General features: G+C 65.4%; 24 protein-coding genes. 9 read left to right on the forward strand and 15 right to left on the reverse strand.

The genetic code is table 11. The features are described from left to right. Window positions 1–71 precede the first annotated feature (71 nt). Complete coding sequence (gene rplS, locus DAAJ005_RS07130) at window positions 72–581, forward strand: 50S ribosomal protein L19 (protein ID WP_151846507.1); 510 nt, start codon at window positions 72–74, stop codon at window positions 579–581. A gap of 128 nt (window positions 582–709) precedes the next feature. Here rplS and DAAJ005_RS07135 read toward each other — a convergent pair whose 3' ends face one another. Further along, on the reverse strand, window positions 710–2,800 hold the full coding sequence (locus DAAJ005_RS07135) for a S8 family serine peptidase (RefSeq protein ID WP_151846508.1): 2,091 nt from the start codon (window positions 2,798–2,800) through the stop codon (window positions 710–712). A 137-nt stretch (window positions 2,801–2,937) separates the two neighbouring features. Between DAAJ005_RS07135 and DAAJ005_RS07140 the strand changes: the two genes are divergently transcribed. Next, on the forward strand, window positions 2,938–3,486 hold the full coding sequence (locus DAAJ005_RS07140; RefSeq protein ID WP_151846509.1) for a metal-binding protein: 549 nt from the start codon (window positions 2,938–2,940) through the stop codon (window positions 3,484–3,486). A 154-nt stretch (window positions 3,487–3,640) separates the two neighbouring features. On the opposite strand, the gene DAAJ005_RS07145 is transcribed toward DAAJ005_RS07140, so the two are convergent. The 5 genes from DAAJ005_RS07145 to DAAJ005_RS07165 all read right to left on the reverse strand — a co-directional run bounded on the left by DAAJ005_RS07145 (window position 3,641) and on the right by DAAJ005_RS07165 (window position 6,404). Continuing rightward, on the reverse strand, window positions 3,641–4,390 hold the full coding sequence (locus DAAJ005_RS07145; protein ID WP_151846510.1) for a YkgJ family cysteine cluster protein: 750 nt from the start codon (window positions 4,388–4,390) through the stop codon (window positions 3,641–3,643). Window positions 4,391–4,447: 57 nt separating this feature from the next. Continuing rightward, complete coding sequence (locus tag DAAJ005_RS07150) at window positions 4,448–4,885, reverse strand: Nudix hydrolase (protein WP_226342619.1); 438 nt, start codon at window positions 4,883–4,885, stop codon at window positions 4,448–4,450. 38 nt (window positions 4,886–4,923) lie between these two features. After that, window positions 4,924–5,424 carry a YfiT family bacillithiol transferase gene (locus DAAJ005_RS07155; RefSeq protein ID WP_151848446.1) on the reverse strand — a complete coding sequence of 167 codons (501 nt, stop codon included), beginning with the start codon at window positions 5,422–5,424 and terminating at the stop codon, window positions 4,924–4,926. 29 nt (window positions 5,425–5,453) lie between these two features. Beyond that, window positions 5,454–5,801, reverse strand: coding sequence for a nucleotide pyrophosphohydrolase (locus tag DAAJ005_RS07160; RefSeq protein WP_151846511.1), 348 nt, complete (start codon window positions 5,799–5,801; stop codon window positions 5,454–5,456). A gap of 99 nt (window positions 5,802–5,900) precedes the next feature. Next, the gene (locus tag DAAJ005_RS07165; RefSeq protein ID WP_151846512.1) at window positions 5,901–6,404 is read right to left on the reverse strand and encodes a DUF4384 domain-containing protein; all 504 of its coding nucleotides are present in this window, start codon (window positions 6,402–6,404) and stop codon (window positions 5,901–5,903) included. Window positions 6,405–6,572: 168 nt separating this feature from the next. On the opposite strand from DAAJ005_RS07165, the gene ftsH reads away from it, so the two are divergent. Beyond that, entirely contained in the window at window positions 6,573–8,516 is a 1,944-nt protein-coding gene (gene ftsH, locus DAAJ005_RS07170; protein WP_151846513.1) for an ATP-dependent zinc metalloprotease FtsH, read from the forward strand. On the opposite strand, the gene DAAJ005_RS07175 is transcribed toward ftsH, so the two are convergent. Together DAAJ005_RS07175 and DAAJ005_RS07180 are read right to left on the reverse strand one after the other, a co-directional pair. Continuing rightward, window positions 8,485–9,576 (reverse strand): EAL domain-containing protein, encoded by a 1,092-nt coding sequence (locus tag DAAJ005_RS07175; RefSeq protein WP_226342621.1) that lies wholly within the window; start codon window positions 9,574–9,576, stop codon window positions 8,485–8,487. The genes ftsH and DAAJ005_RS07175 overlap by 32 nt on opposite strands. 84 nt (window positions 9,577–9,660) lie before the next feature. Further along, window positions 9,661–10,839 (reverse strand): mechanosensitive ion channel family protein, encoded by a 1,179-nt coding sequence (locus DAAJ005_RS07180; protein WP_151846514.1) that lies wholly within the window; start codon window positions 10,837–10,839, stop codon window positions 9,661–9,663. Window positions 10,840–11,088: 249 nt separating this feature from the next. Between DAAJ005_RS07180 and DAAJ005_RS07185 the strand changes: the two genes are divergently transcribed. Next, window positions 11,089–11,442: a hypothetical protein gene (locus DAAJ005_RS07185; RefSeq protein ID WP_151846515.1), complete on the forward strand. Its 354-nt coding sequence runs from the start codon at window positions 11,089–11,091 to the stop codon at window positions 11,440–11,442. A gap of 220 nt (window positions 11,443–11,662) precedes the next feature. Here DAAJ005_RS07185 and DAAJ005_RS07190 read toward each other — a convergent pair whose 3' ends face one another. Continuing rightward, the gene (locus DAAJ005_RS07190; protein WP_151846516.1) at window positions 11,663–12,319 is read right to left on the reverse strand and encodes a glycosyltransferase family 2 protein; all 657 of its coding nucleotides are present in this window, start codon (window positions 12,317–12,319) and stop codon (window positions 11,663–11,665) included. Window positions 12,320–12,404: 85 nt separating this feature from the next. Between DAAJ005_RS07190 and DAAJ005_RS07195 the strand changes: the two genes are divergently transcribed. Further along, a complete protein-coding gene (locus DAAJ005_RS07195; RefSeq protein WP_151846517.1) occupies window positions 12,405–14,237 on the forward strand; it encodes an arginine--tRNA ligase in 1,833 nt (610 codons plus the stop codon). A gap of 62 nt (window positions 14,238–14,299) precedes the next feature. On the opposite strand, the gene DAAJ005_RS07200 is transcribed toward DAAJ005_RS07195, so the two are convergent. The 3 genes from DAAJ005_RS07200 to DAAJ005_RS07210 form a co-directional block, all read right to left on the reverse strand. Next, entirely contained in the window at window positions 14,300–15,205 is a 906-nt protein-coding gene (locus tag DAAJ005_RS07200; RefSeq protein ID WP_226342622.1) for a S9 family peptidase, read from the reverse strand. Window positions 15,206–15,352: 147 nt separating this feature from the next. Beyond that, window positions 15,353–16,537 (reverse strand): acyltransferase, encoded by a 1,185-nt coding sequence (locus tag DAAJ005_RS07205; protein ID WP_151846518.1) that lies wholly within the window; start codon window positions 16,535–16,537, stop codon window positions 15,353–15,355. A gap of 85 nt (window positions 16,538–16,622) precedes the next feature. Next, window positions 16,623–17,756, reverse strand: coding sequence for a prephenate dehydrogenase (locus DAAJ005_RS07210; RefSeq protein ID WP_151846519.1), 1,134 nt, complete (start codon window positions 17,754–17,756; stop codon window positions 16,623–16,625). A gap of 563 nt (window positions 17,757–18,319) precedes the next feature. Here DAAJ005_RS07210 and DAAJ005_RS07215 point away from each other — a divergent pair. Both DAAJ005_RS07215 and DAAJ005_RS07220 read left to right on the forward strand, forming a co-directional pair. After that, window positions 18,320–19,291, forward strand: a complete 972-nt coding sequence (locus DAAJ005_RS07215; RefSeq protein ID WP_151846520.1) for an ABC transporter ATP-binding protein — start codon at window positions 18,320–18,322, stop codon at window positions 19,289–19,291. Continuing rightward, a complete protein-coding gene (locus DAAJ005_RS07220) occupies window positions 19,284–20,156 on the forward strand; it encodes an ABC transporter permease (protein WP_151846521.1) in 873 nt (290 codons plus the stop codon). Before DAAJ005_RS07215 ends, DAAJ005_RS07220 begins: the two co-directional genes overlap by 8 nt. A 135-nt stretch (window positions 20,157–20,291) precedes the next feature. On the opposite strand, the gene DAAJ005_RS07225 is transcribed toward DAAJ005_RS07220, so the two are convergent. From DAAJ005_RS07225 to DAAJ005_RS07235, 3 genes are all read right to left on the reverse strand, one after another. Continuing rightward, window positions 20,292–20,951, reverse strand: a complete 660-nt coding sequence (locus DAAJ005_RS07225; protein WP_075830279.1) for a TrkA family potassium uptake protein — start codon at window positions 20,949–20,951, stop codon at window positions 20,292–20,294. 125 nt (window positions 20,952–21,076) lie between these two features. Continuing rightward, window positions 21,077–22,453: a TrkH family potassium uptake protein gene (locus tag DAAJ005_RS07230; RefSeq protein ID WP_151846522.1), complete on the reverse strand. Its 1,377-nt coding sequence runs from the start codon at window positions 22,451–22,453 to the stop codon at window positions 21,077–21,079. Between the two features lie 131 nt (window positions 22,454–22,584). Beyond that, the gene (locus DAAJ005_RS07235; RefSeq protein ID WP_151846523.1) at window positions 22,585–23,994 is read right to left on the reverse strand and encodes a TrkH family potassium uptake protein; all 1,410 of its coding nucleotides are present in this window, start codon (window positions 23,992–23,994) and stop codon (window positions 22,585–22,587) included. Between the two features lie 199 nt (window positions 23,995–24,193). On the opposite strand from DAAJ005_RS07235, the gene DAAJ005_RS07240 reads away from it, so the two are divergent. Together DAAJ005_RS07240 and DAAJ005_RS07245 are read left to right on the forward strand one after the other, a co-directional pair. Beyond that, complete coding sequence (locus DAAJ005_RS07240) at window positions 24,194–25,270, forward strand: methyltransferase domain-containing protein (protein ID WP_151846524.1); 1,077 nt, start codon at window positions 24,194–24,196, stop codon at window positions 25,268–25,270. A 44-nt stretch (window positions 25,271–25,314) separates the two neighbouring features. After that, window positions 25,315–26,331, forward strand: coding sequence for a Gfo/Idh/MocA family protein (locus tag DAAJ005_RS07245; protein WP_151846525.1), 1,017 nt, complete (start codon window positions 25,315–25,317; stop codon window positions 26,329–26,331). The last annotated feature ends 7 nt before the right edge of the window (window positions 26,332–26,338 follow it).

The raw sequence follows: 26,338 nt of genomic DNA on the forward strand, positions 1-26,338 counted from the left end.
TCTGCCAGTCCCCTTTTTTCCTGACAAGAGGGCTGGACAGTGGGGCGGTCCGCTGACCAAAGGAGCCAAGCATGAGCAACATCAAAGTGAACCGTGGCGCGATCCTGCGCGCCGTCGAACAGCCGCACATCAAGACCGACCACCCCGAGTTCCGCCCCGGCGATACCGTGCGCGTGGAAACCAAAGTGGTGGAAGGCAACCGCACCCGCAACCAGGCGTTTGAAGGCGTGGTCATCGCCTTGAACGGCTCGGGCAGCCGCAAGAGCTTCACCGTCCGCAAGATCTCGTTCGGTGAGGGCGTGGAGCGCGTGTTCCCCTTCAGCAGCCCGCTGCTGGCCAAGGTCACCGTGCTGGAGCGCGGCAAGGTCCGCCGCGCCAAGCTGTACTACCTGCGCGATCTGCGTGGCAAGGCCGCCCGTATCAAGAGCGACCGCAGCCGCGTGATGAAGGACGCCGAGGTCAGCAAGGCCGCCAGGGCCAGCAAGCAGGCTGCCGATCAGGCCGCCGCCTCCCAGGCTGCCGAAGCTGCTGCTGCGCCCGCCGCGCAGACCGAAGCCGCCCCCGAAACCCAGGGCGAATAAACCCCGGAATTCAGGATAAGCCGCCCGCCCTTTGTGGTGGGCGGTTTTTTTGTGGCTTGGCGTTCAGGTCCGCGTGTACCGGCCCTGACCCTCACTCCTTTTACAGGGGCAAGGAGGGCTGCGCGGCTCTACCTGGGAATCAAGTCGCCCACATCCACCTGCGGCAGGGACGGTCCCAGCGTGACGAACCGCTCGGCGCGGGGTTCGTTCGTCTCGCCGTAGATGCCGTTGCTGTCGCGGTCCCGGCCCCCGACGACGCTGAAATTGCCGTCTCCCAGATAGGCGCTGAAGTTGCCCAGGGCGTCCATGGGGGGCTGAAAGACCAGCCCGCGCGAATCCTGAAGGCGCAGGCCCAGCGTGTCGCTGATGGCGGGCGCACCCAGCGCGGCGGCGGCGTTGATCATGCCGGAGCCGAACAGCGGATCGTGCCCGGTTGCGCCCAGATCGGTGGCGGTGGCGTTCAGGCGGGTCAGGGTGGAGGCGGCGTCGTTCGTCACGCCCTTGCTCAGCAGCAGTGCGGCCAGTGCCGCGACTTGCGGGGCGGCCTGACTGGTCCCGGCCTCGGCCTCGTACTCGGGCTGCCCTTTGGCGTAATCCCAACCCGTGGACAGGACCAGATCCTGAAAAGGCTGGCCGTTGAAGACGCCGCCGTTGAAGGTGCCGGGGTCCAGGCTGGGATCGGTGCCGCCCGGCGCGCTGAGTTGCACGGCGGCGTAGGCGCTGCTGTAGACCGCGTGTTTGGGTGCGCTGCCGCCCGAGAGGGTTACGCTGCCCACCGCCACCGCCGCCGGGCAGGCCGCTGGATAATACGGTGTGGTGTTATACCCGTTGCCCGCCGCCGCGATCACCAGCGATCCGGCGTCGCGGGCGTCCTGGACGGCCTCGCACATGGGGCGGGCGGTGTCGGCGCTGACCTGTGCCCCCAGGCTCAGGTTGATCACGGCGGCCCGCTGTGGATTGGTTAGTGTTTTTCCGGCCAGCGTGATTGGCAGGCCAGCGGCGTAGCGCACGGCCAGGGCCACGTCGGCAATGGCGGCGTCGCCCGCCACGTCGATCACCCGCAGAGGCAGCACCTTCACATTGGCCCGCCGCACTGCGCCCACCACGCCGGTCAGGCTGCACCCCACGCAGGACGGCGTGTTCTGGCCCCAGCGGGCCGCGATGATTCCGGTCACATGGGTGCCGTGGCTGCCCGTGCTGCGGGTCCGGTCCCCCGGATCGGTGGGATCGTTGTCTGTGCCGTCGCCGTCACCATTGTTGGGATCGGTCAGCAGGTCCAGCGCGCCCTCGCCCGGTTTCCAGAGGGTACCTTCCAGATCGGGGTGGTCATAACGCACGCCGCTGTCCAGCACGGCCACCGTCACGGGCCGCGAGTACGCGCCGCCCTCCATGTCGCGCCACACGGCGGGATAGCCCAGCAGCCGGAAAGGCCATTGTAGCGCGGCGTACTGGTCCGTGGGTTCCAGCGGCTGCGCCAGCGGGGGCTGAGGAAGAGTCTGAGCGTGCAACAGGGCGTTGGGAACGGCGTATTCCACCCGTGGATCGGCCCGCAGGAGTCGCAGGGCTACTTCCACATCCTCCACCTGCAACGCGGCGGTGTCCGTGGACAGCGGGCGGCTAGAGGTCACGCTCAGGGCGGCGGCCCGCAGGGTTTGCCCGGCGCGCTCGCTGACGCTGCCTGATCCTCTGACGCTTGCTGCCCCGTCCACATCCCGGTATTTGACGATGATGCCGCGCGCCTGCCCTGCCCCCGACTGAGGGGCTGTGGGTCCAGTGACTGTTCGCAGGTCCTGCCCCTGCGCCGCAGTTTCCTCGCTCAGGCGGCCTTTCAGGACGTACTGATCGGCCTTGACGTTCCAGGTGGCGGTGCCGCGCTGCGCCTCGCCGTCACCGATCTTCCACTCGATCCTGATCTGGCCCGTCAGTGCCGCCTGATCCGCCGCCAGCGGTGTGGCCACGCCCCGGTCTGCGCTGACCTGAACCTTCACGTTTCCCTGCCCGGAGGTGGGTGAGACCTGAAGCCAAGCGGGTTTGCCCGTCACGGTCCAGGTGCCGCTGAACGGCTGCGTGGCCTGCGCGTCCCGCTGTATGCCCAGATTCAGTGACTGGTCTGTCAGGGGCAGCGGCGCGGAGGGAGTGCAGGCCGCCAGCATGCAAGTCAGGACCAGCCCCAGCAGCAGGGAAGAGGGCGACAGGGTGGGCTGGGAGAGACGGGCCATCGTTGCCCAGCATGCCGTATCGCGGTGGGGCCTGTGTGAACGGGCGCGGTCCGTAGCGGGGGAGGGAGGCGGGGGGAGGCCGCACAGGTCCGGCGGGGGTCTGGCAAAATCCCCCTCCAGCACAGCACAATGGGCGGGTGCCCAGCGGACGTGTCCACAACCTGATCAATATCGCGGCCTACAGCGTTCTGTCGGCAGCGGCCCTGATCCTTAGCCGACAGGAATTGCTGACCATCACCCCGGTACAGGCGCTGAATTTCACGGTGGCCTTCGCCGCTGGAACCTTTCTGCTGTCGCCGGACCTGGATCTGGCCGACGGCCATGTGGACAGCAAACGCTACTGGGGACTGCTGGGCTTCGTGTGGGTGCCGTATGGCAAGCTGTTCCGGCACCGGGGCCTGTCCCATAGCTGGGTGATCGGGCCGCTGACCCGTCTGGCTTACCTGGCGCTGCTGATCACGCTGATCGTGGGCGTGCTGCGCTACGCCATGCCCACGCTGACACTGCCCACCATCCCGCAGCCGATCAGCCTGAAATTCATCCTGCCGCTGGCACTGGGCTATTTCCTCAGCCAGTGGCTGCACCTGATCGCCGACGGCATCCGCCCCGATCACGGCTTCCGGCAGGGCGCAAAGAGGCTGAAGATGCCGCGCTCGCGGGCGCGGACCAGAAGTCGCAGGGCCTGAAGTCCTGGGCAACCCTCTTATACGGATTCCGTCTGTTTCGTTAACAAACTGGGAAAGCGCCAGTTTGCCAACTCCACGCCCGGAACCCGCTTTGGTCCTTCTCGCATCCGCTCGGATTTCCATCGTTCTGCAAACGATTCAATCGGAGTCCGTATTACTCGATTTGCAGCAGTTCCCGGTGCGCCAGCCCGCGCCCACTTGCCACCTGCCACGCTCCCCGCGCGTCGCCGCGTTCCACCCGCGCCATGAACCCCGCATCGGCGGCCAGCGTGGTCAGCAGCCAGAAATCGCCCCAGACCTCCAGACCCCACTGCGCCTGCATGGCTTTGGACGCCGCCACCCAGACCGGCTCCGAGAGATGTTCCAGCGGCGCGATGAAATGCCACTCGCCGTCCGTGCCGGGGGTGCGGGCCACCTCGCGGTGATACTCGCGTTTCTCGCGGTTGCTCATGGCTTCCCAGGTGCCTTCCGCGCAGTAGTGGGCCGGAAAGGCGCTGAAGGTGTCGCGGCAGCGGGTGGGGCGGGCCTCGTACTGGGTGCAGGCTCCAGTTTCGCGGTCCAGCAGCGGGCAGAAGCCCACCTCCTGACGGTGACGCTGCACGTACTGGGCATCATCTTTCGCGGTCCTCGCGTTCTGGAGGGCGGCGTGGGCGTGCGCTTCCATGGCTTCTGCCTGTGCGGCGTCAATGGCGCGGGCGGTGATGATCGCCTCGGCCAGCGACACCCGGATGGGCATGTTGCAGCACTGGAAGCACCCCGCCCCGCAGAAGATCTTGCCTCCGCGCGCCGCGTAGCCCGCCTGCCATTTGTCGGCCTGCCGCCCGTAGCGGTCATAGGCCCGTTGCACGGGGGCTGTGACCGGATCGGTGGCCGAACCATTGGAGGGTGAAGGGGCGCGCGTCATGCGGCGCAGCCTACCGTGCCACCGCGTGCAGGATGGAGAGGTGGGTGGGATTGACGCTCAGGTTCTGGCCCGTTCGCGTAGGGCGTCGGCGTAGAACAGTGTGGTCTGGTACATGCGGAGCCTACCGGCGGCATACAGCGCGTCAAATTCCGCCCGGCCCACATACCGCGTCTCGGCAATCTCATGGGCGAAAACGGGCTGGAGCGTCTGTCCCGGTAGCGGTTCGGCCAGCCAGACGTGCCGCAGGATAAATACACCGTCTGGAAAGCGGCCCAGGTACGCGCCCAGAAAACGGGTCAGCGTCACGCGCAGGCCAGTCTCCTCGAACGCCTCGCGCATGGCGGCGGCTTCGGGATTCTCGCCATCCTCCACACTGCCGCTGGGGATGTGCCAGAGGCCCGCCTTTTCCATCTGGCCTGCCGTACCAAGCTCACGCACCAGCAGAATATCGCCGCCCGCGTTCAGAACAACCACCCCGGCGGCTTTCAGTTCCACTTCGACGTGCGTGTTCTCGTCGTGCTGGACAGCTTCTACTAGTTCTGCCAGCCGTTGCGCTCGCGCAGGTCCGTGATGTGGGCGACGTGGTGCCGCCCGTGCCACGCGTACAGCGCCAGCAGCGAGTCCAGCGTATAGGTGCGGCCCTGCGCGGGGTGCGTCCACGGGCGGCTCCAGTCGGTCCCGGTCACGCCTTCCAACACAGCTATCAAGCGGCTATGCAGGGCGTCCACCAGCGTCAGACTGACCTCCGGCGGCAACTGATGGTCCGGCAAGTCGGCCCAGCGGTCTTCCTCGTAGGGCTTGATGACGGGGTTTTCCTCGGTCAGCGCCAGCTTGACGCGGATAAAGGCGTTCATGTGACTTTCCGCGACGTGGTGGACCACCTGCTGCACGGTCCAGCCGCCCTCGCGGTAGGGGGTGTCCAGTTGTGTGTTGCTCAGCCCGGCGACGGCGGCGCGCAATTCGCCCGGCAGGCGGCGCAGATGCTCAAGCGCCTCCTGTCGCTCAGGCGCGCTCAGTTCCAGCGGCGTGGGCATTGGCCCCAGGGGATAACGGGCATCGGCACTCACTCGCTTTCCTCCTTGCGGGTCCAGCGGTTGGCGTCGCGGGTTTCCACCTTGTCCATCATGCGGGCAAAACCGCGCTCCAGGCTGATGCCACGCTCATTGGCCATGCAGATCATCACGAACAGCAGGTCCGCCAGTTCCAGCTCTAGGTCGCCCGCGTCCTCACCGGGCTTGGGCGTCTTGCCGTTCTCGTGGGCGATCACGCGGGCCACCTCGCCCGCTTCCTCGGACAGGCGGGCCATCAGCAGCAGCGGCGGAAAGTACCCCTCCTTAAACTGCGAGACATACGCGTCCACACGGGCGCTGGCATCGGAAAAGGTCAGGGCATCGGAGCTGGGCTGGGACATGCCCGCAGGCTAGCGCCTGAGTAGAGCGGAGTAGAAACAGACGGAGCAGATCAAAAAAAGCCCCTCTCCACTGCGGAGAGGGACCAGGATCAGGGTTCTTTAGCGGATGTACAGGAAGGTTTCCTGCACGTCGCGGTCACCCACGGCGTAGGGGTCCAGGTAGGCGGTGGTGGTGGAATTCCAGCGGTTGCTGTCGTAGCTGCCGCTCAGCACGATGGCGGTGGTGGGGCGCACGCGGGTGAAGATGGCACGCACGCGCTGAATGCCGCGCGGCTCGGCCAGGTTGTACATCACGCCGTCCTCGGGACGCGGGAAGAAGGTGGTCCCAGCGTTGACGTAGACGTTCTGGGCCAGCACGCTGGCGTAGCCGTTGCTTTGCAGGGCGATCAGGGTCACGTAGCCGGGCGTGCGGGCGCTGAACTGAAAGCGCACGGCCTCGCCCACGCCGTAGGTGCTGCCCTCGCCCCGGTCAGGCCGCAGGCCGGTGATCAGGTTGCTGCGCTGGGGCTGAATCTGAACATTGGCGTTGGCATCGGGCCGAACGGTGACGGTACAGGCGCTGAGACCCAGGGCCAGCGCGCCGAACAGAAAGAATGTACGCATACCCGGCAGCATAAGCGCTGAGGCTGACGGGAACCTGAGAGAGAAGCCTACCTTACATTTCAGATTCGTCAGATTCAGGGGAAGGTTGGCCTCGGCAGGTTGCTGAGCGGTGCTGAGATACCGCCTCTGCTGACGGTTGCCCCGCCCGCCGCTGGCATAGCATGACGCATGTTTCGCGCCCTGCGCTCGCTGGCCCTGCTGTTGTCTTTGGCTGTTCCCCTCGCCGTGTCCGCTGCTCTGGCCCAGGGGCAGGAGGTATTGCCGGTGGCCACCCAGCCCAGCACCATCAATCAGTCCAGCGCCACGGGACCGGCGGCCACGCCGAATGCCCCAGCGACGCTGGGCAACCCGGCGGGCGGCGGCTACAGCACCAACCGCTTTTTTGAGGACCTGAAGGCGGGCCGGGTGGCCTCGGTGCGGCTGGACAGCGCCGGAAACGCCAGCGTGACCTTCCTTGCCGGGTCCGGCACCTCGCAGGCGGTGCGCTCGCTGGTGGTGCCGCCCGACGGCGCGACGCTGGAGAAGATCCGCGCGGCCAACGTGCCGCTGCGGGTGGTGGCGGGCGGCTCGCCCTTCGGCTGGGTCACGCAGGTGCTGCCGCTGGTCCTGACCGCCCTGATCATCGTGGTCCTGTGGCGCAGCATGCGCGGTGCGGGCGGCGGTGGCGGCAACGCGGCCAGCAACTTCGGCAAATCGAAGGCCGCCGTGATCGCCGAGGGCCAGATCAAGACCAACTTCACCGATGTTGCGGGCTGCGACGAGGCCAAGCAGGACCTCCAGGAAGTCGTCGATTTCCTTCGCCAGCCCGAGAAGTACCATCAGCTCGGCGCACGTATTCCCCACGGCGTTCTGCTTGTCGGCCCTCCCGGCTCCGGGAAGACACTCTTAGCTAAAGCTGTCGCTGGGGAAGCCAAAGTTCCGTACTTCTCCATCAGCGGCTCTGACTTCGTGGAAATGTTCGTCGGCGTTGGGGCTGCCCGCGTGCGTGACCTGTTCGAGCAGGCCCGCAAGAGTGCGCCGTGCATCGTCTTCATCGACGAGATTGACGCTGTAGGCAGAAAGCGCGGCGTTTCGATGCAGGGCGGCAATGATGAGCGCGAACAGACCCTCAACCAGTTGCTGGTGGAGATGGACGGCTTCGGGAGTGGGCAGGAAGTGATCATTCTGGCGGCCACCAACCGCCCGGATGTGCTGGACGCAGCGCTGCTGCGTCCGGGACGCTTTGACCGTCAGGTAGTGGTCGACGCCCCGGATGTGCGCGGACGCGAACATATCCTCAAGATTCATGCCCGCAAGAAGCCGTTGGACGTGAGCGTGGACCTGAGCGTCATCGCGCGGCGCACGGCGGGCATGGTGGGCGCAGACCTTGAAAACCTGTTGAACGAGGCGGCATTGCTGGCCGCCAGAGAGGGCCGGAACCGTATCACTGCCAGAGATGTGGATGAGGCCAGAGACCGGGTACTGATGGGACCCGAGCGGCGCAGCATGGTGGTGCGGGAGGCAGACCGCAAGGTCACGGCCTATCACGAAGTTGGGCACGCGCTGGCCGCGCAATTGTTGCCGCACGCCAACCGCGTCAACAAACTGACCGTGGTGCCGCGTGGGCGAGCCGCAGGCTTCATGATGCCCGACGCCGATGACCGCCTGCATGTCACGCGCCCCGCGCTGGAAGACATGATCGCCGTGGCGCTGGCGGGCCGCGCCGCCGAAGAAGTCATCTACGGCGAGGTCACCACTGGGGCGCAGAACGACTTCCAGCAGGCCACCAACATTGCCCGCCGGATGGTCACCGAATGGGGCATGAGTGACCGCATCGGCAAGGTGGCGCTGGCCAGCGATCAGGCGGGCTATCTGGGCGGCGGCTCACAGATGCAGCCCATGTCCGAATCCACTGCCCAGGAAATCGACGAGGAGGTGCGCGCCCTGATTGACGCCGCCTATGGGCGCGTGCTGACCCTGGTGCGCGAGCATCTGGCCGCCGTCCACGAAATCGTGCGGGTGTTGCTGGTCCGCGAAACACTCTACGGCGAGGAATTCTCCACCCTGCTGGCGGGTGGGCAGTTGACCGAGACCGTGCCCGTCAGCCTGGGTAAGACTGCCAGTCTGGCGTGACCGTGGGGCCAGGAACAGGCTGGGCTGCTGGACGCCCCAGGTAATACCCCTGCCCGTAATCGCTGCCCAGGGCGGTGATCAGGGCCAGTTCGCCGGGCGTTTCGATGCCCTCGGCCACCACCTCGATGCCCAGAGCGTGGGCGTAGGTGATCAGCGCCTGCACCAGCGGGACGCGGGGATCGTCGGCGTGCAGGCCCTGCACCAACGCGCGGTCCAGCTTGACCACGTCCGGCTGAAGTTCGCTCAGGTAGGCCAGACTGGTGTGTCCGGCCCCCAGATCGTCCAGGGCCACCCGCGCACCCTCTGCGCGGTAGCGTTCCAGAATGCGGCGCAGCAGGGCCAGATCGGGGAACGCCTCGCTCTCGGTCACTTCAAAGACGAGGCGGGAGAAATCCGCGCCCACCTGACGGCAGGCCTCGAAGGTGGTCTGAAGGCAGATGTCAGGGTTGTACACCACGCTGGGCGAGAAATTGATAAACAGCCGCTGGCCCGGTGGCAGCGTCGGATAGACCTGCATGATGGCGTGCCTGCGGGCGTGGGCATCGAAGGCGCGGGCCTGTCCGTGGGCGGCGGCGGCCAGCAGCAGGGTATCTGCACCAAGTTGCTCCCCATTCCACCGGGCGCGCACCAGCGCCTCATGACCATGAACCTGCATATTGTGCAGGCGCACGATGGGCTGCACCATGAAATGGATCTGCTGGGCAGCCCCGGCAAACCAGGGGGTGTTCAGGCGGCGCAGCCACTGCTCCAGCGGCGCGATCTGCCAGGGGTCCGGCCCGCCGCCCTGCCACGGCGTGGCCAGCAGTTCATGCCGCTCGGAGACTGAGAAGCTGTCCAGCAGTGCATTCAGATCGGCCAAGTTCTCGGGCAGGACCACCAGCGTCTGTCCGTGGGTCTGGTAGGTCAGGTGGTGGGCCTCCAGCGCCAGCCACAGCTTGCGCTGGACATGGGCAGAGGCGCTGTGCAGCGCGAGCCGGTCCGGTTGACCCAGGGCTGTGGGAGACAGGGTCTGGCAATCGCAGACCCCCAGCGAGGATGAGGAGGGAAGGTCAGGACCCATGAAACAGTTTTAGCAGCAGGACTCTGACAAACACATCATTCACGGATGTTCTGCGGGTCAGAACTGGCCGTCAGGATGGGGCCATCAGTCCTCGTCCTCCGGGTCACGGCTCTCGCTGGGCTTGATGGGGGACTGGGTGCGGTTCTGCTCTTTCAGGTCCGGCCCGCTGCTATCGCGGGTCAGCCTGATCTCGATGGGTGCGCCGCCAAAATTCAGGCTGCGCTGTGGGAAGGGAATCTCTATGCCGGCCTGATCCATGGCAATTTTAATCCGGCGGTTGAATTCGCGGCCCACCGCGTACTGGCTCTTGGGCAACACCTTGAACAGGGCGCGCAGGGTCACGCCGTCGGCAGCCAGTTGCGTGACGCCCTGAATGTCGGGTTCCTCCAGAAAGAATTTCTTCCACTCCTGATCGTTGTAAATCTCGTCGCTGACGGCCTTCAGCACCCGCAATGCATCGTTGATGTTGGCCGCGTAGGTCACGTCCACTGTGGCAACCACCCGGCTCCAGTCCTTGCTGCTCACACTGACGGTGTTGATCTGGCCGTTGGGGATCAGGTGAACCGTGCCGTCCAGGGCGCGCAGGGCGGTCAGGCGCAGGTTGAGCGTCTCTACGTTGCCGCTGAGGAGGCCATTGTTGACGCTGATCACGTCGCCCACGCCGTACTGATCTTCCAGCAGAATAAAAAAGCCGGTGAAGACGTCCTTGATCAGGCTTTGCGCCCCGAAGCCGACTGCCAGCCCCAGCACCGAGACCCCGGCCAGCAGACTGGTGGCATTCACGCCCAGCGCCTGAAGGCCCGCGATCAGGCTGATGATGATGATGGTGACCTTGAGGGTGCTTTCCACCACGCCTTTGAGGGTCTGTACGCGCACATTGCGGCGGTTGAATTCGTCGTCTTCGGCCACGATGCGCTGGCTGAAGGTGCCGACCATTCGCCACGCGATCAGTGCGAGTGCCACGATCACCACGGCCTGTCCGGCGGTGTTGCGGAAGCCCTCGGCGATGCTCTGGCCCAGCCCGAACAGCACCGGAACATCCGGCAGGTAGATCTTGTAGGTGGCGTAGGCGACGTAGCCCACCACGACCACGGCCAGCCACAGCCACTTGAGGGCCAGCAGCATGCGCGCGCCGACCTGCCCACGCAGGGTTCGCAGCAGAATGCGCCCGAAACGGTGGACGGCGTAGGAAATGACCAGCGCAATCGCCAGCCACAGCCACACGCTGGGTTTGGAAAGTTGAACGAGCAGGATATCCAGCATAGCGGGCCAGTCTCTCACAAAGTGTCTGACGCCGGAATGACAGCCTGATGGGAACTTAAGGGGAGGGGCAGGCTGCCGTGCGTGCAAATGCTCCAGACTCGCCCAGATGCTGAAAGGGACTCCCATCGCTGCTAGCGAGTCTTTTCCTCTTCTCGCTCCATTCAGATTTGTTTGCCCCCATTGTAAGTTCCTACCAACTGTCCGCCCCGCCGCATGCGCCGCTGCCCCCGGCCCACTAGACTGCCCGGCATGTCTCCCGAACCCAGCAAACCAGACGCCAAAAAGCCAGATGTCAATAAGACAGACAAGCCCATTTCCCCCAATGACCGCGCCCGCCTGGACCCGGTGTTCATGCAGGTGGTGCTGGACGTGCAGGCGCAGGTACAACAGACCCAGCCCGCGCAGGCTGGCAATCTGGCCGCCATGTTCCACAAGGAGACGATGGGCGACGCCCTCCAGGGTCTGGCCATGCTGATCGCGGGCTGGAACCAGAACCGTATCGACGGCGCGGGCCTGGGCCGGACCGTCAAATCCCTGCGCGCCCTGGACCTGCCAGAACTGGGTGATCGGATGGAAAAGCTGCGCCAGATCGACGAGGGCTAGGCGGGGTGGGGGAAAGGGAAGGTGACGGATTCGGCTGGAGGGTTGCCCTGCCCGTTTAATCCCTCTGCTTTGCGGCTCTGCAAGTCCCCTTCTTCGGAGGACCTCCTCTTAGAAGGGAGGTAAGGGTTGCGGAATTGCTGTGCCACTTGCGTCTCTCGGCTCGCTTTGAGGGGGAGATAAGGGATTTGCCCTGCTACTCAGCAAACATCTCCCTCTCGCATCACGGCCTCTTGCGCCTTGCCCGGAAGGTCACGAGATCGGCGTACATGCGGGTTCTGGCCCACGCACCGTTCCAGAAACCGCGTTTCTTTTCCTTCAGCACCTGTCCCACATTCGGCAGTTCTATGTAATCCCAGCGTGCCCCGGTGTCTTTCAGGTACGCAGTGATGGCCGGTTCGGGCCAGCGTTCCTCGCCCAGATGGGGGACGGCCAGCAGCAGGGCGCGGCGGCAGACCCGCTGACCGCTCAGGTTTGGTGTCAGTTTGTTGCCCCAGTCGGTCACGAAGCCGCCGCCCTCGAAGACCCCGATGCTCATGTCCAGTCTGCCGTCCAGCACGGGCCGCAGCATCCGCTCCAGGTGATCCAGCGTCAGGCCGGTCAGATCGGCGTCCAGCATGATGATGAACTCGGCGTCCGTGGCGTCCAGCGCCGCGCGCAGGGCCGCGCCCTTGCCGACATTCTCACTCAGCTCAACCACTCTGGCCCCTGCCGCGCGGGCCACCGCCGCCGTGTCGTCGTCACTGCCGTCGGAGGCCACCACCACGTCTGGCGTCAATTCCAGCGCCACGCGTACCACCTCCGCCACCGTTTCGCTCTCGTTGTAGGCAGGAATGACAGTCGCCACGGACGGGGCTTTGGGGGTCTGCGCGTCCGGCATGTCATGCATGGTACTTCGGAGGCGAGTCGGCTCTGACAGATGGGGCCAGAGTGTGAAGGCTCCGTCTGCCCTAAACTCCCATGTTATGGACCTCAAGGCACAACTCAAAACGGCGGTGGAAGACGCGGCGCACCTCCTGGGCGCGTCGGGCATAGACGCCGCCATTCAGGAAACCCCGGCAGGCAAGGCAGGCGACTACGGCACCCCCGCCGCCTTCCTGATCGCCAAATCCGTCGGCGGCAATCCCGCGCAGATCGCCGCGCAACTCGCCCAGACCGTCAAGCTCCCCGAAGGCATCAAGAAGGTGGAGGCGGCGGGACCGTTCCTCAATTTCTTTGTGGATGTGGGCGCGTTCGTGCGCGGTGTGGTGGAAAAGCCCTTCGAGATGCCACGTCTGAGTGGCAAGGTGGTCATCGAACACACCTCCGTCAACCCCAACAAGGAATTGCATGTGGGCCACCTGCGAAACGTTGTGCTGGGCGACAGCATGGCCCGTATCTTCCGCGCCGCCGGGCAGACCGTGGAAGTGCAGAATTACATCGACGATACGGGCAGGCAGGCCGCCGAATCTATCTTCGCGGTGGGTCATTATGGCCTGAAGTGGGACGGCGTGCAGAAGTACGACCACTGGCTGGGCGAGGGTTATGTGCGCCTCAATGCCGATCCTGCCAAGCCCGAACTGGAACCCGGCATCAGCGCCATCATTCACCGTCTGGAAGCCGGGGAACTGCGCGCGGAAGTGGAAAAGGTCGTCCACGCCCACCTGGATACCTGCTTTCGCCTGGGCGCACGCTACGACCTGCTGGCCTGGGAATCGGACGTGGTGGGCAGCGGCTTTCTGGGACACGGCCTGAACATCCTGGAGGGCAGCCCCTTTACCAGTCACCCCACCGAAGGCAAATTCGCCGGAGCGTTCGTGATGGACGTGTCGGCGTTCATGCCCAATCTGGAAGAATCCAACGTCGTGCTGCGCCGCAGTGACGGAACCGCCATGTACGTCGCCAAGGATGTGGGCTACCAGTTCTGGAAGTTCGGGCTGTTCGAGGGCATGAAATTCAAGCCCTTTGCCACCGATCCCGAGGGCCAGACCGTCTGGACGAGTGCGCCTGATGGCCAGCCTGACACCGAGAAGCGTTTCGGCCATGCCGATGAAGTTATCAACGTGATCGACTCGCGCCAGGACCACCCGCAGAAGATCGTCAAGGCGTCGCTGGGCGTGGCCGAACAACCAGAGAAAGAGGAGCGCAGCATTCACCTGTCCTACGCCTTCGTGACGCTGGAGGGCCAGACCATCAGCGGACGTAAGGGCGTAACCGTCAGCGCAGACGCGGCAATGGACGAGGCGCAGAAGCGGGCGTTGACCGAACTGGCGAAGGTCAACCCCGAACTCTCACAGCGTGACGATGCCGGAGAGATTGCCCGCCGCATCGGTCTGGGCGCGATCCGCTTCGCTATGCTCAAGGCCGAGCCGACGCGCAAGATCGACTTCCGCTGGGAGCAGGCGCTGGCCCTGAACGGCGATACCGCCCCATATATTCAGTACGCTGCCGTCCGCGCCGCCAACATTCTCCGCAAGGGGCAGGAAGCCGGATTTGCGATAGACGGCACCGGGGCCGACTGGGACATGGTTCCGGACATCGATCTGACCCTGGCCAAGCAGGTGGCCAAGTTGCCCCAGATCGTCGCCCAGAGCGTGCGTGCCCACTCGCCGCATGTGGTGGCCCAGTACGCGCTGGACCTCGCCACGTCGTTTAACGCGTGGTACAACGCCAAGGATAAGAAAGGCAAGCCCGCCACCAACGTCCTGCAATCCGAGGAGGGGCTGCGTGAGGCGCGTCTGGCACTCGTCGCCCGTCTGCGTCAGGCGTTCGAGGAAACGCTGGACCTGATCGGCATCGAGATTCCGGCAGCGATGTGAAAGGCAGAACATCTGAAGGCTACTCTTCCGGCTTTCAGATGTTCTGCCTTCTGGACTTCCTCTTACTTGACGGCCTTTGCCGCCACCCGTCCTTCGAGCCGCTTGTAAAAGCCCACCAATTTCTGTGCCATGTCCGGGGTGAAGCGGTTGCCGCCCAGGTGGGGGCCGGTCAAGGACACGAACTCGCTGGTCCCCAGGGCAGCGTGCGGGTACAGGCGTTCGCCGTTGGTCAGGGCCGGAACGGTGCCGTCGTTGACGCTGGCAGCCACGAAAAGCGGCAGGTACGGCGCTTTGAAGGTCTGCATCAGTGGGTCCAGCCCTGGCGGCGGCTCGCTCTGCGTGCCGTAAGCCACGCTGATCTCCTTGCGGCGGGCCGGCGAGGCGCTCCAGGCCACCCGCAGGTCTGTCCAGGCGTCTATCAAAGCCACGCCGCTCACCCGGTAGGGGCCGCCGGGCAGGGCGCTGCGCAGCGCCATCAGGCCGCCCATGCTCAGGCCCAGGGCGTAGGTGTGGCCATTCCAGGAAAAGCGCTTGAGAGCCGCCGCGTGGACCTGCCCCACTTCCTTCAGGGCACTCGGGCTGCCCCAGGTGGTCAGGCCGCCGTCTCCACTGAGCAGCACGGCAAAATGTGAATCCAGCAGGGCGTCGATCAGCACCCGGAAGCTTTCGCTGTCGCGCAGGCGGGCCGCGCTCTGGTTGCGCGGGTGCGAGACCACCACCAGCGGGCAGGGCAGGTAGGTGCAACTGTCGGGAATACGCAGCAGCGATTCACGCCCCGCAGGACCCAGCGGCAGCCAGTCCACCGGCTGCACCCCGCTGTTGGACGGCAGGGTGCCCGGCGGGAACGCGGACGAGAAACCGGCTCCGGTAGCGGTTCCGGTGCCCGTCGCGGTTCCGGCAGGGTGGGTGCCGGGCGGAAAGTAGGAGGGGACGCTGGCCCTTGCCCCCGAAAGAACAGACAGGGCCACAAAGGCCATCAAAGAAAGTAACCGACTCACAACGTTGCCGACTGTAGCGCGCCTGACCTGACGCCGGACTGACACGGTGTGACGGCACGGTCTGGCAAACATGGTGTGGCAAACAAGGTGTGGTGGGAGCCTGCTGGCCACCCCTGCTCAGCGGCCAAAGAGAAGCCTACTCAGGCGGGTCTCTACCAGCAGCAGCGCCAGGATAGCGGGTAGCAGCAGGGACACCAGGAAATAGCCCACGATGGTCAGCGCGAAGACCAGCGGGTCGCCGCCTGGCGCGTGCATGGTTTCCAGCGTTTGCAGGATGGCCGGGTGGATCAGGTAGATCTGGAGGCTGAACATGCCGATGATGCCCAGGGCCACCCGCCACGCCCCGGCGAAGCGTTGCAGGCTGTAGGCCACCCCCAGCACGATCAGGGCCATCAGGGTGGTGTAGGCCCAGCTCAGGCTGGAATACACCATTGGCACCACTGGTTCGCCCCGCACGTAGGCCAGCGCCTGCGGCAGGTATAGCGCGTAGACTAGGGCCGCCCCAGCGATCAGAAACACCCGGTTCCTGCGCCACCACGCCGGGAATTCGTCCAGGCGTGCGCCCACCGCCGCGCCCACCGTGACTGGCAGCATGTACCACAGCACCGTGCTGGCCGGAAAGGGCAGCCGCAGAACTTCGCGGTTGAGGACATAGACGCCCAGTTGCAGCGCCGCGCCGATCAGCAGGGCCAGCACAATGGGCGGTCTGCGGCGGGCCAGCGGCAGCAGCAGCGGGATCACCAGATACACTTCCAGTGCCACCAGCAGGAAATACAGGTGGTAACTGGCCTTGCCGTATTGCAGGTAGAACAGCCACTTGTCGGGATCGGTCAACGTCGATGCCGGGCGCTGTCCGGTCCACACGTACCACGCGATGTACAGCCCAGACCACAGCAGGTAAGGCCATGCCCCACGTGTGACCCGCCGGAAGAAATAGCGCCCCGGCCTGAAGTTTTTCAGCAGACTGCGGGTCAGCACCACCGCCGACAGGAAAACGAAGGCAGGCACGGCAAAATGCAGCGTGCGGTTGATCAGTTGCAGCAGCAGGAAGCTCAGCGTATCGGGCACCGCGTAGCGCAGCGCCAGACCGGAAGTGTGGTGGGCCACCACTTCCAGAATAGTGAGTCCCCGGAACAGGTCGATGGCCGTCAGCTTGTGCGGTGTTCCGCCCGTCGTGGTGGATTCGGCTTCCGACGGAGGGACAAGCTCCTCAAAATCGAGGTCGAATTCAAGACCTTCCGGTGGGCGCGGTAAAGGCTGCGGCTCCGGCTCGGCAGGGAGGGGGAAACGAATCTGGGTCATATGAAATCACGCGTGTGCTGAACGCAGTCTAGAGGATTTGCTGGACGCGTCGGCGTTCCGGTGGGGTCATCCACAAGGCCCCGCCTCAGCCTCGCCCACGCACCTCAAAGCCCGCTCCGCGCAGAATTCCCGTCGCAGTTGCTACCGCCTCGGCGGATTCCAGCCCCAGGCGCAGTGCCCCGCCTTCTTCCCGGATCGCCAGCACCTCGATGTCCTTGATGTTCACCCCTGCTGCGCCCAGCGTCTGGGTCACGATGCCGATCTGGTTGGGTTTGTCCGGCACGGCCACCACCAGATCGTATTTCTGCGGCAGCAGGCTGCGGCGCACCACGGGCAGGCTGTCGCGGGTACGCTTGCCTTCGTGGGCGGCGGCCAGCAGTTCCTCCGGTTCCTCCAGATCGGCCTCAAGTCGGTCTAGCTGATACCGGAAGCGCCGGAGCGCTTCGCGTAGCGCTGCCTTGTTTTCCACCACCATGTCGCGGCTCATGCGCGGATCGCCGCTGGCCACGCGGGTCAGGTCGCGGAAGCCCCCGGCAGCCAGCAGACTCAGGCGTTCGTCGCGGGCCACCATGTGCGTGAGCGCCAGACTGGCCAGATACGGCAGGTGGCTGACGGTGGCCACCAGCGCGTCATGCGCGTCGGGCGGCATCACCACCGGGGCGGCCCCCAGCCCCTCCACCAGCGTGCGGGCGCGGCTCAGGGCGGTCAGCGGGGTCTGATCGGTGGGGGTCAGCACCCACACGGCGTTTTCCAGCAGCGCCGCGTTGGCGTGGGTGACCCCACCGCGTTCGCTGCCCGCCATCGGGTGCCCGGCCACGAAGTTGCGGACCTTCAGCCGCTCCATCTCGGCGGCAATTCCGCCCTTAACGCTGCCCACGTCGGTCACCAGCGCAGCCGGGTTCAGGAAGGGGGCCAGCTCGTTGGCCAGCGGAATCAGGGCGCGCATGGGGGCGGCCAGAATTACTAGATCGGCGTCGCGCAGCCACTCGCCCGCCGTGGGCCGTATCTCGTCTACCAGCCCCAGCGCCTCAGCCTCGCGCAGCACGTCCATGCTGGCGTCCATGCCGATCACATGGCGGGCCAGAAAGCGCTGGCGCAGGCCCATCGCCACGCTGCCGCCGATGAGTCCCACTCCAGCCACCACTGCCGTCCCAAACAGCGGTGCGGGGGTCACGGGCGCGTTGGAAGGATGCGGCTCGGTTCTGTCCAGCTCTGGCATGACCGGGAGGCTAGCACGGGGGCGGTGGGGCGGTTTTGGAGAAGTGCAGGCTTGGTGTGGGTGGCCTTCTGCCGTTACGAGGTTGCGTCAGTCCCCGCCCACGCTTGCTACGCGTCATGGTGAATGGGGTAGATGTACGAGGGAGTGCTTCGCCCGCCACCCCCCTCTGCTAGCGCAGCTCTACGAGTCCCGGCCTCGCCCGCATGGGGGAGGAGCAAAAAGCCGAGCGTCCTTCCTTGCCCTATTCAATACCCGCAACACCCAACGAAACAGCACCCGAAGGCCGTCGGGCGCGAAGCGGACGGGCCGCATTCAGCGTGACGAAGCGGGGCATCAGAACCGGATACTGCCGCCCCTTGCCGCCTCCAAAGTCCGAGAACCCCTGCCCAGTGCAACGCTAGCTCCCCCTGCCCCCTACCCCAGGGGGCAGGGGGGGTGGGGCTGCCCGAACGATACTTCGGCCCAGAATCCAGCCGTCATCCAGCTTCCCCGTATCAACTGCAACGTATCAACTGCAACTTTCAGCGCACGCGCCCGAGGGCCTGCGCCTCTATGCTGCCCGCATGAGCGTCCCTCCCGCAATCATCGAAACCCATGAACTCCGCAAGGTTTATAAAGGCCGCGCCGTGGTGGACGGCCTGAATCTGCACGTGCTGCCCGGCGAGGTCTTCGGCTTCCTGGGACCGAACGGCGCGGGCAAAAGCACCACGGTCAAGATGCTGCTGGGGCTGGTGCTGCCTACGGGCGGTGAGGTGCGCGTGCTGGGCGGCTCTCCCGCCGATCCTGCCGTGCGCGCCCGCCTGGGCTTTCTGCCCGAACAGTTCCGCTTTCAGACGTGGATGACCGCCGAGGAATTTCTGAACTTTCACGGACGGTTGGCCGGAATGAAGGCCGATGAACTGCGCGTCCGCGTTCCACAGGTGCTGAAAACCGTGGGCTTGGGCGGGCGCGGCGGCGAGTCGCTGGGAGGTTACAGCAAGGGCATGCTGCAACGCTGTGGGCTGGCGGGGGCGATCCTGGCGCGGCCCGAATTGGTCTTTTTAGACGAGCCGACGAGCGCCCTGGACCCGATTGGCCGGGTGGAAGTGCGCGAGATCATTGAGGGATTGCGGGCCAATGGCGTGGCTGTCTTCCTCAACTCCCACCTGTTGTCGGAGGTGGAACAGGTCTGTGACCGCGTGGCCTTCGTCAAGGAGGGCCGGGTCCTCCAGCAGGGCAGCATGCAGGAACTGATGGGCGGCGTGATTCCGGTGGGTATCCGGGTGGACGTCATCAAGCCTGGGTTGCTGGAGGCGCTGGCCCGATTGGGCGAGGTTCGCCATACCGACACCCAGACCCCCGGACGCGCCGAGATCGAGCTGTGGCTGCAACACGGGGACGCTGTGCCTGCGGTGGCCGACGCCATCCACGCTAGCGGTGCACGCCTGTACGCCCTGACCCCGCGCCGCCCGGACCTGGAAACGATGTTCCTGGAGCTGATCGAAGACCGCCCGGCGCCCGCCTCTACCCCTGCCCCGGAGGCCGTCCGTGCGTAACGCCCTGCTCATTGCCGAACTCTCTCTGCGCGAGGCCGTCCGCAAGCGGCTGGTCAGCGTGCTGCTGGTCCTCAGTGTGCTGTTTATCGGCTTTTACCTGTACGGCATTTACCGCCTGGAAATGAATCTGGACGAGCGGGCCGTGAACGCCGGGCTGGACGGGCGCAGCACCACGGGGCTATCTAACGTGCCCGTGATGTACTCGGCCATGTTCGGCATGTATCTGGTGTATTTCCTGGGCGCGCTGATGTCGGTGCTGTCCACCGTGGGCGCAGTCAGCGGCGACGTCGAGAACGGCGTGATGCAGAGCGTGATCGCCCGCCCGATCAGCCGCGCGCAACTGGTGCTGGGGCGCTGGATCGGCTTCACGGTGGTCAATGTGGTGTACGTGGCCCTGCTGGGAACGTCACTGCTCATCGGTGTGTACGCCATTACCGGCTACCTGCCCCCGGCCCCAGCCCCGGCCCTGGGCTTGATTCTGCTCTCGGTCACGCTGCTCACCGGATTGACGGTACTGGGCAGCACGCTGTTTACCACCCTCGCCAACGGCATCGGCGTGTTCGTGCTGTATGGCGCGGGCTTCACCGGGGGCATCCTCAGTGCCATTGGTACTCTCTCGGACACGCCGATCCTGACCACGCTGGGGCGCGTCGCCAACACGGTCATGCCCACCAACGCGCTGTGGCTGGGGGCCAGTTACCTGTTACAGCCTGCAAGCCTACTGGAGATCAGCAAGGCGGCGCGCGGGGCCAACCCCTTCTTCGCCTCGGACCCGATTCCGGTAGCGCTGGTCCTGTGGTCCGCCGTGCTGGCCGCGCTGGCCGTGGCGGCGGCCATGTGGCGTTTCAGTCGGCGCGATCTGTAGCTGGGGGAGACTCTGTCTCTACCCCCTGCCCCAACGGCCAAGAGAGTCTAGGGTGGAGGAAACGTTCAGCAGTGAACCCGCCCTGAGATCTATTTGGACGGGTTCCAACGCCCAAAGATCTCTGCGCCTGGGACTCTATTCCCCCAGATACCGCCTCAATTCGTCAATGTTGTGGCTCGTGCCGATCAACACCAGTTTGTCGTGGGGGCGCAGCTCGTCCTCGGCGCGGGGGGTGACCTCGATCTTGCCCGCGCGGCTGATGGCGATGATCTGCACGCCAAAACGCCCGGTCAGGTTCAGGTCGCGCAGGCTGCCCTTCAGGCGCTCGTTGGCCTCGATTTCCACGATGGCGTGGTCGCCGCCCAGGTCCAGCGTGTCCACGATGTTGGGCGTGGCGATCTGGCGGGCCAGCCGCACACCCATATCGTGTTCGGGCCGGATCACCAGATCGGCGCCTATGCGCTCCAGCACGCGCCGCGCCATCTCATCTACCGCTTTAGTGACCACGTAAGACGCGCCCAGGCTCTTGGCGTTCATGGTGGCCAGGATGTTGGCCTGCACGTCGGTGCCGATGGCCACCACCACCACGTCGAAGTCGCCCACGCCAATTGAGCGCAGCGCCCGCTCGTCGCTGGCGTCCACGATCGCCGCGTGCGTCACCAGATTCATGACCCGTTCCACGTTTTCCTCATTGTGGTCCACCGCCACGACTTCGTGGCCCATCTCGTAGAGGGTGGTGGCGACGGCGGTGCCGAAACGGCCCAGGCCGATCACGAGGCATTGTTTGGTCTTCATGGGATGGGGGGTTTCCTTTGGGGTGGTGGGGATTTGATGGTGCGTTGGAGAGGTCTAAGAGTCAAAGGGAAAAAGGTGAGCAGTTCTTAGACCCTTGACCCTTTGACGGCCCCGCCGGGGCCACATCACCCCACCAGAATATCCCGCTCCGGCGGATATTTGATGTTGCGCTTCTGGGTGCTGCGCAGGCTGAAGGCCACGGCAAAGGTCAGCGGGCCAATCCGGCCCAGGTACATCAGCGCGGTCAGGATCAGCAGGCCCGGATCGTTGAGCAGGTGGGTGGTGTTCATGCTCAGGCCCACGGTGGCGGCGGCGCTGACCGTCTCGAACAGCAGGTGTGTGAAGCCCAGCTTGGGGTTGGTAGCCAGCAGCAGAAAGAACGCTCCGGCCACCAGCAGCGTGTAGAGCGTCGTGATGCTCCCGGCCCGCACCACGTTCTCGTTCAGCACCCGCCGCTGAAAGACGATCAGCTCGCCGCGCCCGCGCACCATGTTCCAGGCGCTGCCCACCAGAATGGCGAAGGTGCTGGTCTTGATACCCCCCCCGGTGGAGCCGCTGTTTGCGCCGATGAACATCAGCCCGATAATGGCGAAGATGCTGGCGGTGTTCATGCTCTCGATATCCACGGTAGAAAAGCCTGCCGAGCGCGGCGTCACGCTCTGGAAGAACGCGGCCAGAAATTTTCCCGGTGTGGATAGCGCTCCCAGCGTTTTGGTGTTCTGCCATTCCAGCAGCAAAACCACCAGCGTGCCCAGCGCCAGCAACACGCCCGTGGTCAGCACGGTCAGGCGGCTGTAGACCAGCAGGCGGTTCTTGCGGGGGTTGATCAGGTGCGAGACATAATTGAGTTGCACCAGAAAGCCCAGTCCGCCCAGAATCACCAGCGCGCTGATGGTCAGGCTGACCAGAGGGTCACTGGCATACGGGGCCATCCCGCCCGCCAGCACCACGAAGCCCCCGTTGTTGTAGGCACTGACCGCGTGAAACACCGCCTGATACAATCCCTCGCCCAGCCCGTACTGCGGCACGAAGCGCAGGGACAGCAGCACCGTGCCCACCAGTTCGGTGACCAGCGTGTAGGTTAGGATCGCCCGCAACAGCGGCAGCACGCCACCCACGCTTAGAGCGTTCAGTTGCGCCACCAGTCCCTGCCGCTCGCTGAAATTCAGCCGCCTGCCCGTCAAAAAGGCGAACAGCGTGCCGAAGGTCAGGATGCCCAGCCCGCCGATCTGCACCAGAACGATGATGATGACCTGTCCCAGCCGCGTGAACGCCTCGCCAGTATCGGCCACCACCAGCCCGGTGATGCAGATGGCGCTGGTGGCTGTGAACAGCAGCTCCACGCTGTCCAGAGCTGTGGCCCCGGCCCGCTGAACGCCCGGCAGATGCAGCAGCCCCGTACCGATCAGGATGCCCGCTGCGTAGACCAGCGCCAGCAGTTGCGCGGGCGTGAGGCGGGCACTCAGGGCGCGGCGGGGCAGGGCGGCGGGGCGACGGTTCACAGGAGAGGGCAGTCTAAGGGGCCAGGGGTGGGGGGTCAAACAGGAACGATGTCAAACCGTCTGAGGGTCTCACCGTCTAACCACACAGAGGCGAGCGTGGGTGTCTCTCCTTTCCCACAACCCACTGACACTCACCCGATCAGAATGTCGTTCTCTGCCGGGTAGCGCACCAGCGTCCGCGAGTCCGGGCGGCTGAAGGCGACGGCGACGGTCAGCGGACCGATGCGTCCCAGGAACATCAGAAAGATCAGCACGACTTCCTGATTGGAGTTCAGTAGCGGGGTGGTGTTCATGCTGAGGCCCACGGTGGCAAAGGCGCTGATCGTCTCAAAGAACAGTTGCACGAACTTCACCTCCGGGTTGGTGTTCAGCAGCAGCATCAGTAAAAAGCCCAGGTTGACCAGCCCCAGGCTCAGCAGGCCCACCGTCATGGCCCGTAGAATCGTGGTGGTGCCGATGCGCCGCCTGAATAGCGTGGTGTCGTGCCGCCCGCGCACCATGCCCCATGCCGAGGCCATCATCACGTAAAAGGTGGTGGTCTTGATGCCGCCCCCCGTGGAGCCGGGATTGGCCCCGATAAACATCAGCAGGATGGTGAAAAAGAGGGTGCCGTAGTGCATGGTGCTGTAATCCAGTGTGTTGAATCCGGCGGTACGCGGCGTGACGCCCTGGAACAACGCGGCCAGCAACCTGTCGCCCAGCGGCAGCGTGCCCAGCGTGGCCGGGTTATTCCATTCCAGCACGGCAAAGCTGACGGTGCCGATCACCAGCAGCGCCGCCATCATGGTCAGCGACAGTTTGCTGTTGGAGTTCAAGCGGTTGCGGCGGCGGTCCCGCAGGTAGGCCAGCACGTTCAGTTGCACCAGAAAGCCCATGCCGCCCAGCACGATCAGCAGCGGAATGATCAGGTTGATGATCGGGTTGGTCACGAAGCCGGTCAGGCCGGTGGAATACAGGCTGAAGCCCGCGTTGTTGAAGGCGCTGACCGCGTGGAACAGCGAGAAGTACAGCCCGCGCCCCAGCCCTTCCTCCGGCACGAAGACCGTGGACAGCAGCACGGTCCCGGCCAGTTCCACCAGCACCGAACTCAGGACAATCGTGCGGACCAGCTTGACCACGCCGCCCAGTTCGACGGCGCTGACCTGCTGCGCCACCTGAATGCGGTCCGCGATGCCCACCCGCCGCCGCAGGGCGATGGCAAACAGCGTGCCCAGCGTGATCAGCCCCAGCCCGCCGATCTGGATCAGCAGCAGCATCACCACCTCGCCAAAGGTGGTAAAGGTGGTGCCCACGTCCACCACGCCCAGCCCGGTTACGCACACCGCGCTGGTGGCCATGAACAGCGCCTGAATCGGGCGGATGCTCTGGCCCGGCTCCAGACTGATCGGCAGCAGCAGCAGCCCGGCTCCCACCAGAATGGCCAGTGCAAAGGTTAAAGCGATCAGTTGTGGTGGCCGCAGCCGCGAGAGCAGGGGCTTGCGCCGCAGCCCGGAGGCGGAAGGTTTCGGAAAACGCGGGTCAGGGGCGGAGGGCCGGGTCATATACGCGGCCCGGATTGTACGCCTGTCGGTGGGGGGGGTGGCGTCAAACTATCGAACGGTCTGACCGCCAGTGCCATGTAACATTTTAGCGGTTAGACTTGTTGACCTTTAGACGGTCAGACGCTCTCCGACTGCCGCCAATTCCACCGTCAAACACAAACCTCCATCCTACCCCTGCGGAGAGCTATACTGCCCTGCTATGCCTCGCCCCCAAACAGACCGATTTCAGCCCGCCGGGAAGAGGAAAAGTCGTCCCAAGACCGATTACCGCACCCGCCAGCCCGCCCACGAATACGAGCTGGAGGTGCTGCCGGGTCTGGAACACGTCGCCGCCACCGAACTGGCAACAGTGCCGCTGGCCCGCGATATCCGGGGCCTGCGCTTCTGGTTTCCCGGCGATCCCGAACGCCTGACCCGGCTGCGTTCGGCGCTGGCCGCCTACCGGATTCGCGCCTGGGACGTGCCCCGTCCGCGTGGCCTGCTGGGGAACCAGCAACTCGGGGAGCTGACCGATTTTCTGCGTCAGGTGATCGCCGTGGGCGGGCATACCTCCTTCCGGCTGGGCGCGGCGGGCAAGGAATCCAGCGTGATGCAGCGGCTGGCTGAGGAACTGGAGAACGCGCTGGACATCCCCTTTCGCCCCGAGGACGGCCAACTTCTCATCCGCCTGCGCCCTGAACAGGATGGCCCCGGCTGGGAAGTGCTGGCCCGCACCACGCCCAAACCCCTGAGCGCGCGGCCCTGGCGCGAGTGCAACATGCACGGCGGTCTGAACGCCACGCTGGCCTACGCCACGCACAAACTGGCCGGGCAGCGCGACGTGGACCGGATCTTCAACCCGATGTGCGGCAGCGGCACCCTGCTGATCGAGCGCGACCTGCTGGGACCCTGCGACGCGCTGGTGGGCGTGGACATCGAGCAATCGGCTGTGGACTGCGCCAAGACCAACATCGCGGCTGCCGGGCGCAACATTGAGGTGGCGCGCATCGACGCCCTGCAAACGGGGCTGTCTGCGCGCTCCTTTGACCTGATCGTGGCGGACCTGCCGTGGGGCGACGCCGTGGGAACGCACGGCGGCAACGCGGCGCTGTACCCGGTCTTCTTGCAGGAGATGCACCGCCTGCTGAGCCGTCAGGGCCGTCTGGCCGTGATCACCCACGAAATCCGGCTGTTCGAAGGTCTGCTGGAAGGTTCAACCCAGTGGAGCGCCCGCGAACTGCTTCAGGTGGCCAGCGGTGGGCACAACCCGAAGGTGTATCTGCTAAACAGGCGGTAATACGGCAGGCTCAACCTCTGCCCGCCGCCGTGTCATGCTCAGCCATGACAACTTCTGGGACAACGGCTGCTCGTTCAGGCTCGGGCCTTCGCTGGGGCCTGCTGGGCGCGGCGCGCATTGCGCGGGCGCTGATTCCGGCCATCCGGGCCAGCGGCGGAGAGGTGGTGGCCCTGGGCGTGCGCGATCCCCACTCCGAACATGCGCGGGCTTTCGCTGAGGAATGGAACGTTCCCATCGTAGGCGGCTACCAGGAAGTGTTGAATGCCGATCTGGACGCGGTATACAACCCGTTGCCCAACGACCTGCATCTACCCTGGTCCCTGGCCGCCATGCGCGCGGGCAAGCACGTTCTGACCGAGAAACCCCTGGTCCTGAACGCCGCCGAGGCGCAGGAACTGGCGGACGCGGCAGGGGAGACGGGCCGCGTGCTGCTCGAAGCCTTTGCCTACCGCTTTCACCCGCATATCACGCGGCTGCGTCAGCTCGTGCAGGGCGGCGAACTGGGCGAGGTGCGGTCCGTGCGGGCGGCTTTTGGTTTTTCGCTGGACAACCCGGATGACTTCCGCTGGCTGGCCGATAAGGGCGGCGGGGCGCTGTTCGATGTGGGAACCTACACGGTCAATCTGGTGCGCCTGTTGCTGGGCGAACCCACTGCCGCCGTCGCCCGCGCCCGCTGGACACCAGGGAATGTGGACCTGGGCCTCAGCGGCGTGCTGGAGTATCCGGGGGTGCTGGCAGGGGTGGACTGCGCCTTCGACTGGGCCGAGCCAGCCCCCCAGCGCCTGACCATCCTGGGCACGCGCGGCACGCTGGACATGAACGGCGTGTTCCACAGCAACACCCACTCGCCCGTGTCGTTCACCGTCACCGACGCCGCCGGGGTGCGTGAGGAGGAGTTCCCGCCCTTCAACGCCTACGCCGCGATGGTGGAACACTTTCAGCAGGTGGTGCTGGGCGAGGAAGAGGCTCTGTATCCGCCCCAGGACAGCGTGAGGCACGCGCGGGTGCTGGACGCCCTGTTCGCCTCGGCGCGGATGGGAGGGCGGGTGGAAATCGGATAGAGCAGTG

It is taken from the genome of Deinococcus sp. AJ005 (assembly GCF_009017495.1).
Taxonomy (GTDB): Bacteria; Deinococcota; Deinococci; order Deinococcales; family Deinococcaceae; genus Deinococcus.

Bases quoted from the DNA above. Each gene is read 5' to 3' on its own strand.
- rplS (WP_151846507.1), top strand. From the start codon at position 72: ATGAGCAACATCAAAGTGAACCGTGGCGCGATCCTGCGCGCCGTCGAA.
- DAAJ005_RS07135 (WP_151846508.1), bottom strand. From the start codon at position 2,800: ATGGCCCGTCTCTCCCAGCCCACCCTGTCGCCCTCTTCCCTGCTGCTG.
- DAAJ005_RS07145 (WP_151846510.1), bottom strand. From the start codon at position 4,390: ATGACGCGCGCCCCTTCACCCTCCAATGGTTCGGCCACCGATCCGGTC.
- DAAJ005_RS07155 (WP_151848446.1), bottom strand. From the start codon at position 5,424: ATGCCCACGCCGCTGGAACTGAGCGCGCCTGAGCGACAGGAGGCGCTT.
- DAAJ005_RS07160 (WP_151846511.1), bottom strand. From the start codon at position 5,801: ATGTCCCAGCCCAGCTCCGATGCCCTGACCTTTTCCGATGCCAGCGCC.
- DAAJ005_RS07165 (WP_151846512.1), bottom strand. From the start codon at position 6,404: ATGCGTACATTCTTTCTGTTCGGCGCGCTGGCCCTGGGTCTCAGCGCC.
- ftsH (WP_151846513.1), top strand. From the start codon at position 6,573: ATGTTTCGCGCCCTGCGCTCGCTGGCCCTGCTGTTGTCTTTGGCTGTT.
- DAAJ005_RS07175 (WP_226342621.1), bottom strand. From the start codon at position 9,576: ATGGGTCCTGACCTTCCCTCCTCATCCTCGCTGGGGGTCTGCGATTGC.
- DAAJ005_RS07180 (WP_151846514.1), bottom strand. From the start codon at position 10,839: ATGCTGGATATCCTGCTCGTTCAACTTTCCAAACCCAGCGTGTGGCTG.
- DAAJ005_RS07185 (WP_151846515.1), top strand. From the start codon at position 11,089: ATGTCTCCCGAACCCAGCAAACCAGACGCCAAAAAGCCAGATGTCAAT.
- DAAJ005_RS07190 (WP_151846516.1), bottom strand. From the start codon at position 12,319: ATGCCGGACGCGCAGACCCCCAAAGCCCCGTCCGTGGCGACTGTCATT.
- DAAJ005_RS07195 (WP_151846517.1), top strand. From the start codon at position 12,405: ATGGACCTCAAGGCACAACTCAAAACGGCGGTGGAAGACGCGGCGCAC.
- DAAJ005_RS07205 (WP_151846518.1), bottom strand. From the start codon at position 16,537: ATGACCCAGATTCGTTTCCCCCTCCCTGCCGAGCCGGAGCCGCAGCCT.
- DAAJ005_RS07210 (WP_151846519.1), bottom strand. From the start codon at position 17,756: ATGCCAGAGCTGGACAGAACCGAGCCGCATCCTTCCAACGCGCCCGTG.
- DAAJ005_RS07215 (WP_151846520.1), top strand. From the start codon at position 18,320: ATGAGCGTCCCTCCCGCAATCATCGAAACCCATGAACTCCGCAAGGTT.
- DAAJ005_RS07225 (WP_075830279.1), bottom strand. From the start codon at position 20,951: ATGAAGACCAAACAATGCCTCGTGATCGGCCTGGGCCGTTTCGGCACC.
- DAAJ005_RS07235 (WP_151846523.1), bottom strand. From the start codon at position 23,994: ATGACCCGGCCCTCCGCCCCTGACCCGCGTTTTCCGAAACCTTCCGCC.
- DAAJ005_RS07240 (WP_151846524.1), top strand. From the start codon at position 24,194: ATGCCTCGCCCCCAAACAGACCGATTTCAGCCCGCCGGGAAGAGGAAA.
- DAAJ005_RS07245 (WP_151846525.1), top strand. From the start codon at position 25,315: ATGACAACTTCTGGGACAACGGCTGCTCGTTCAGGCTCGGGCCTTCGC.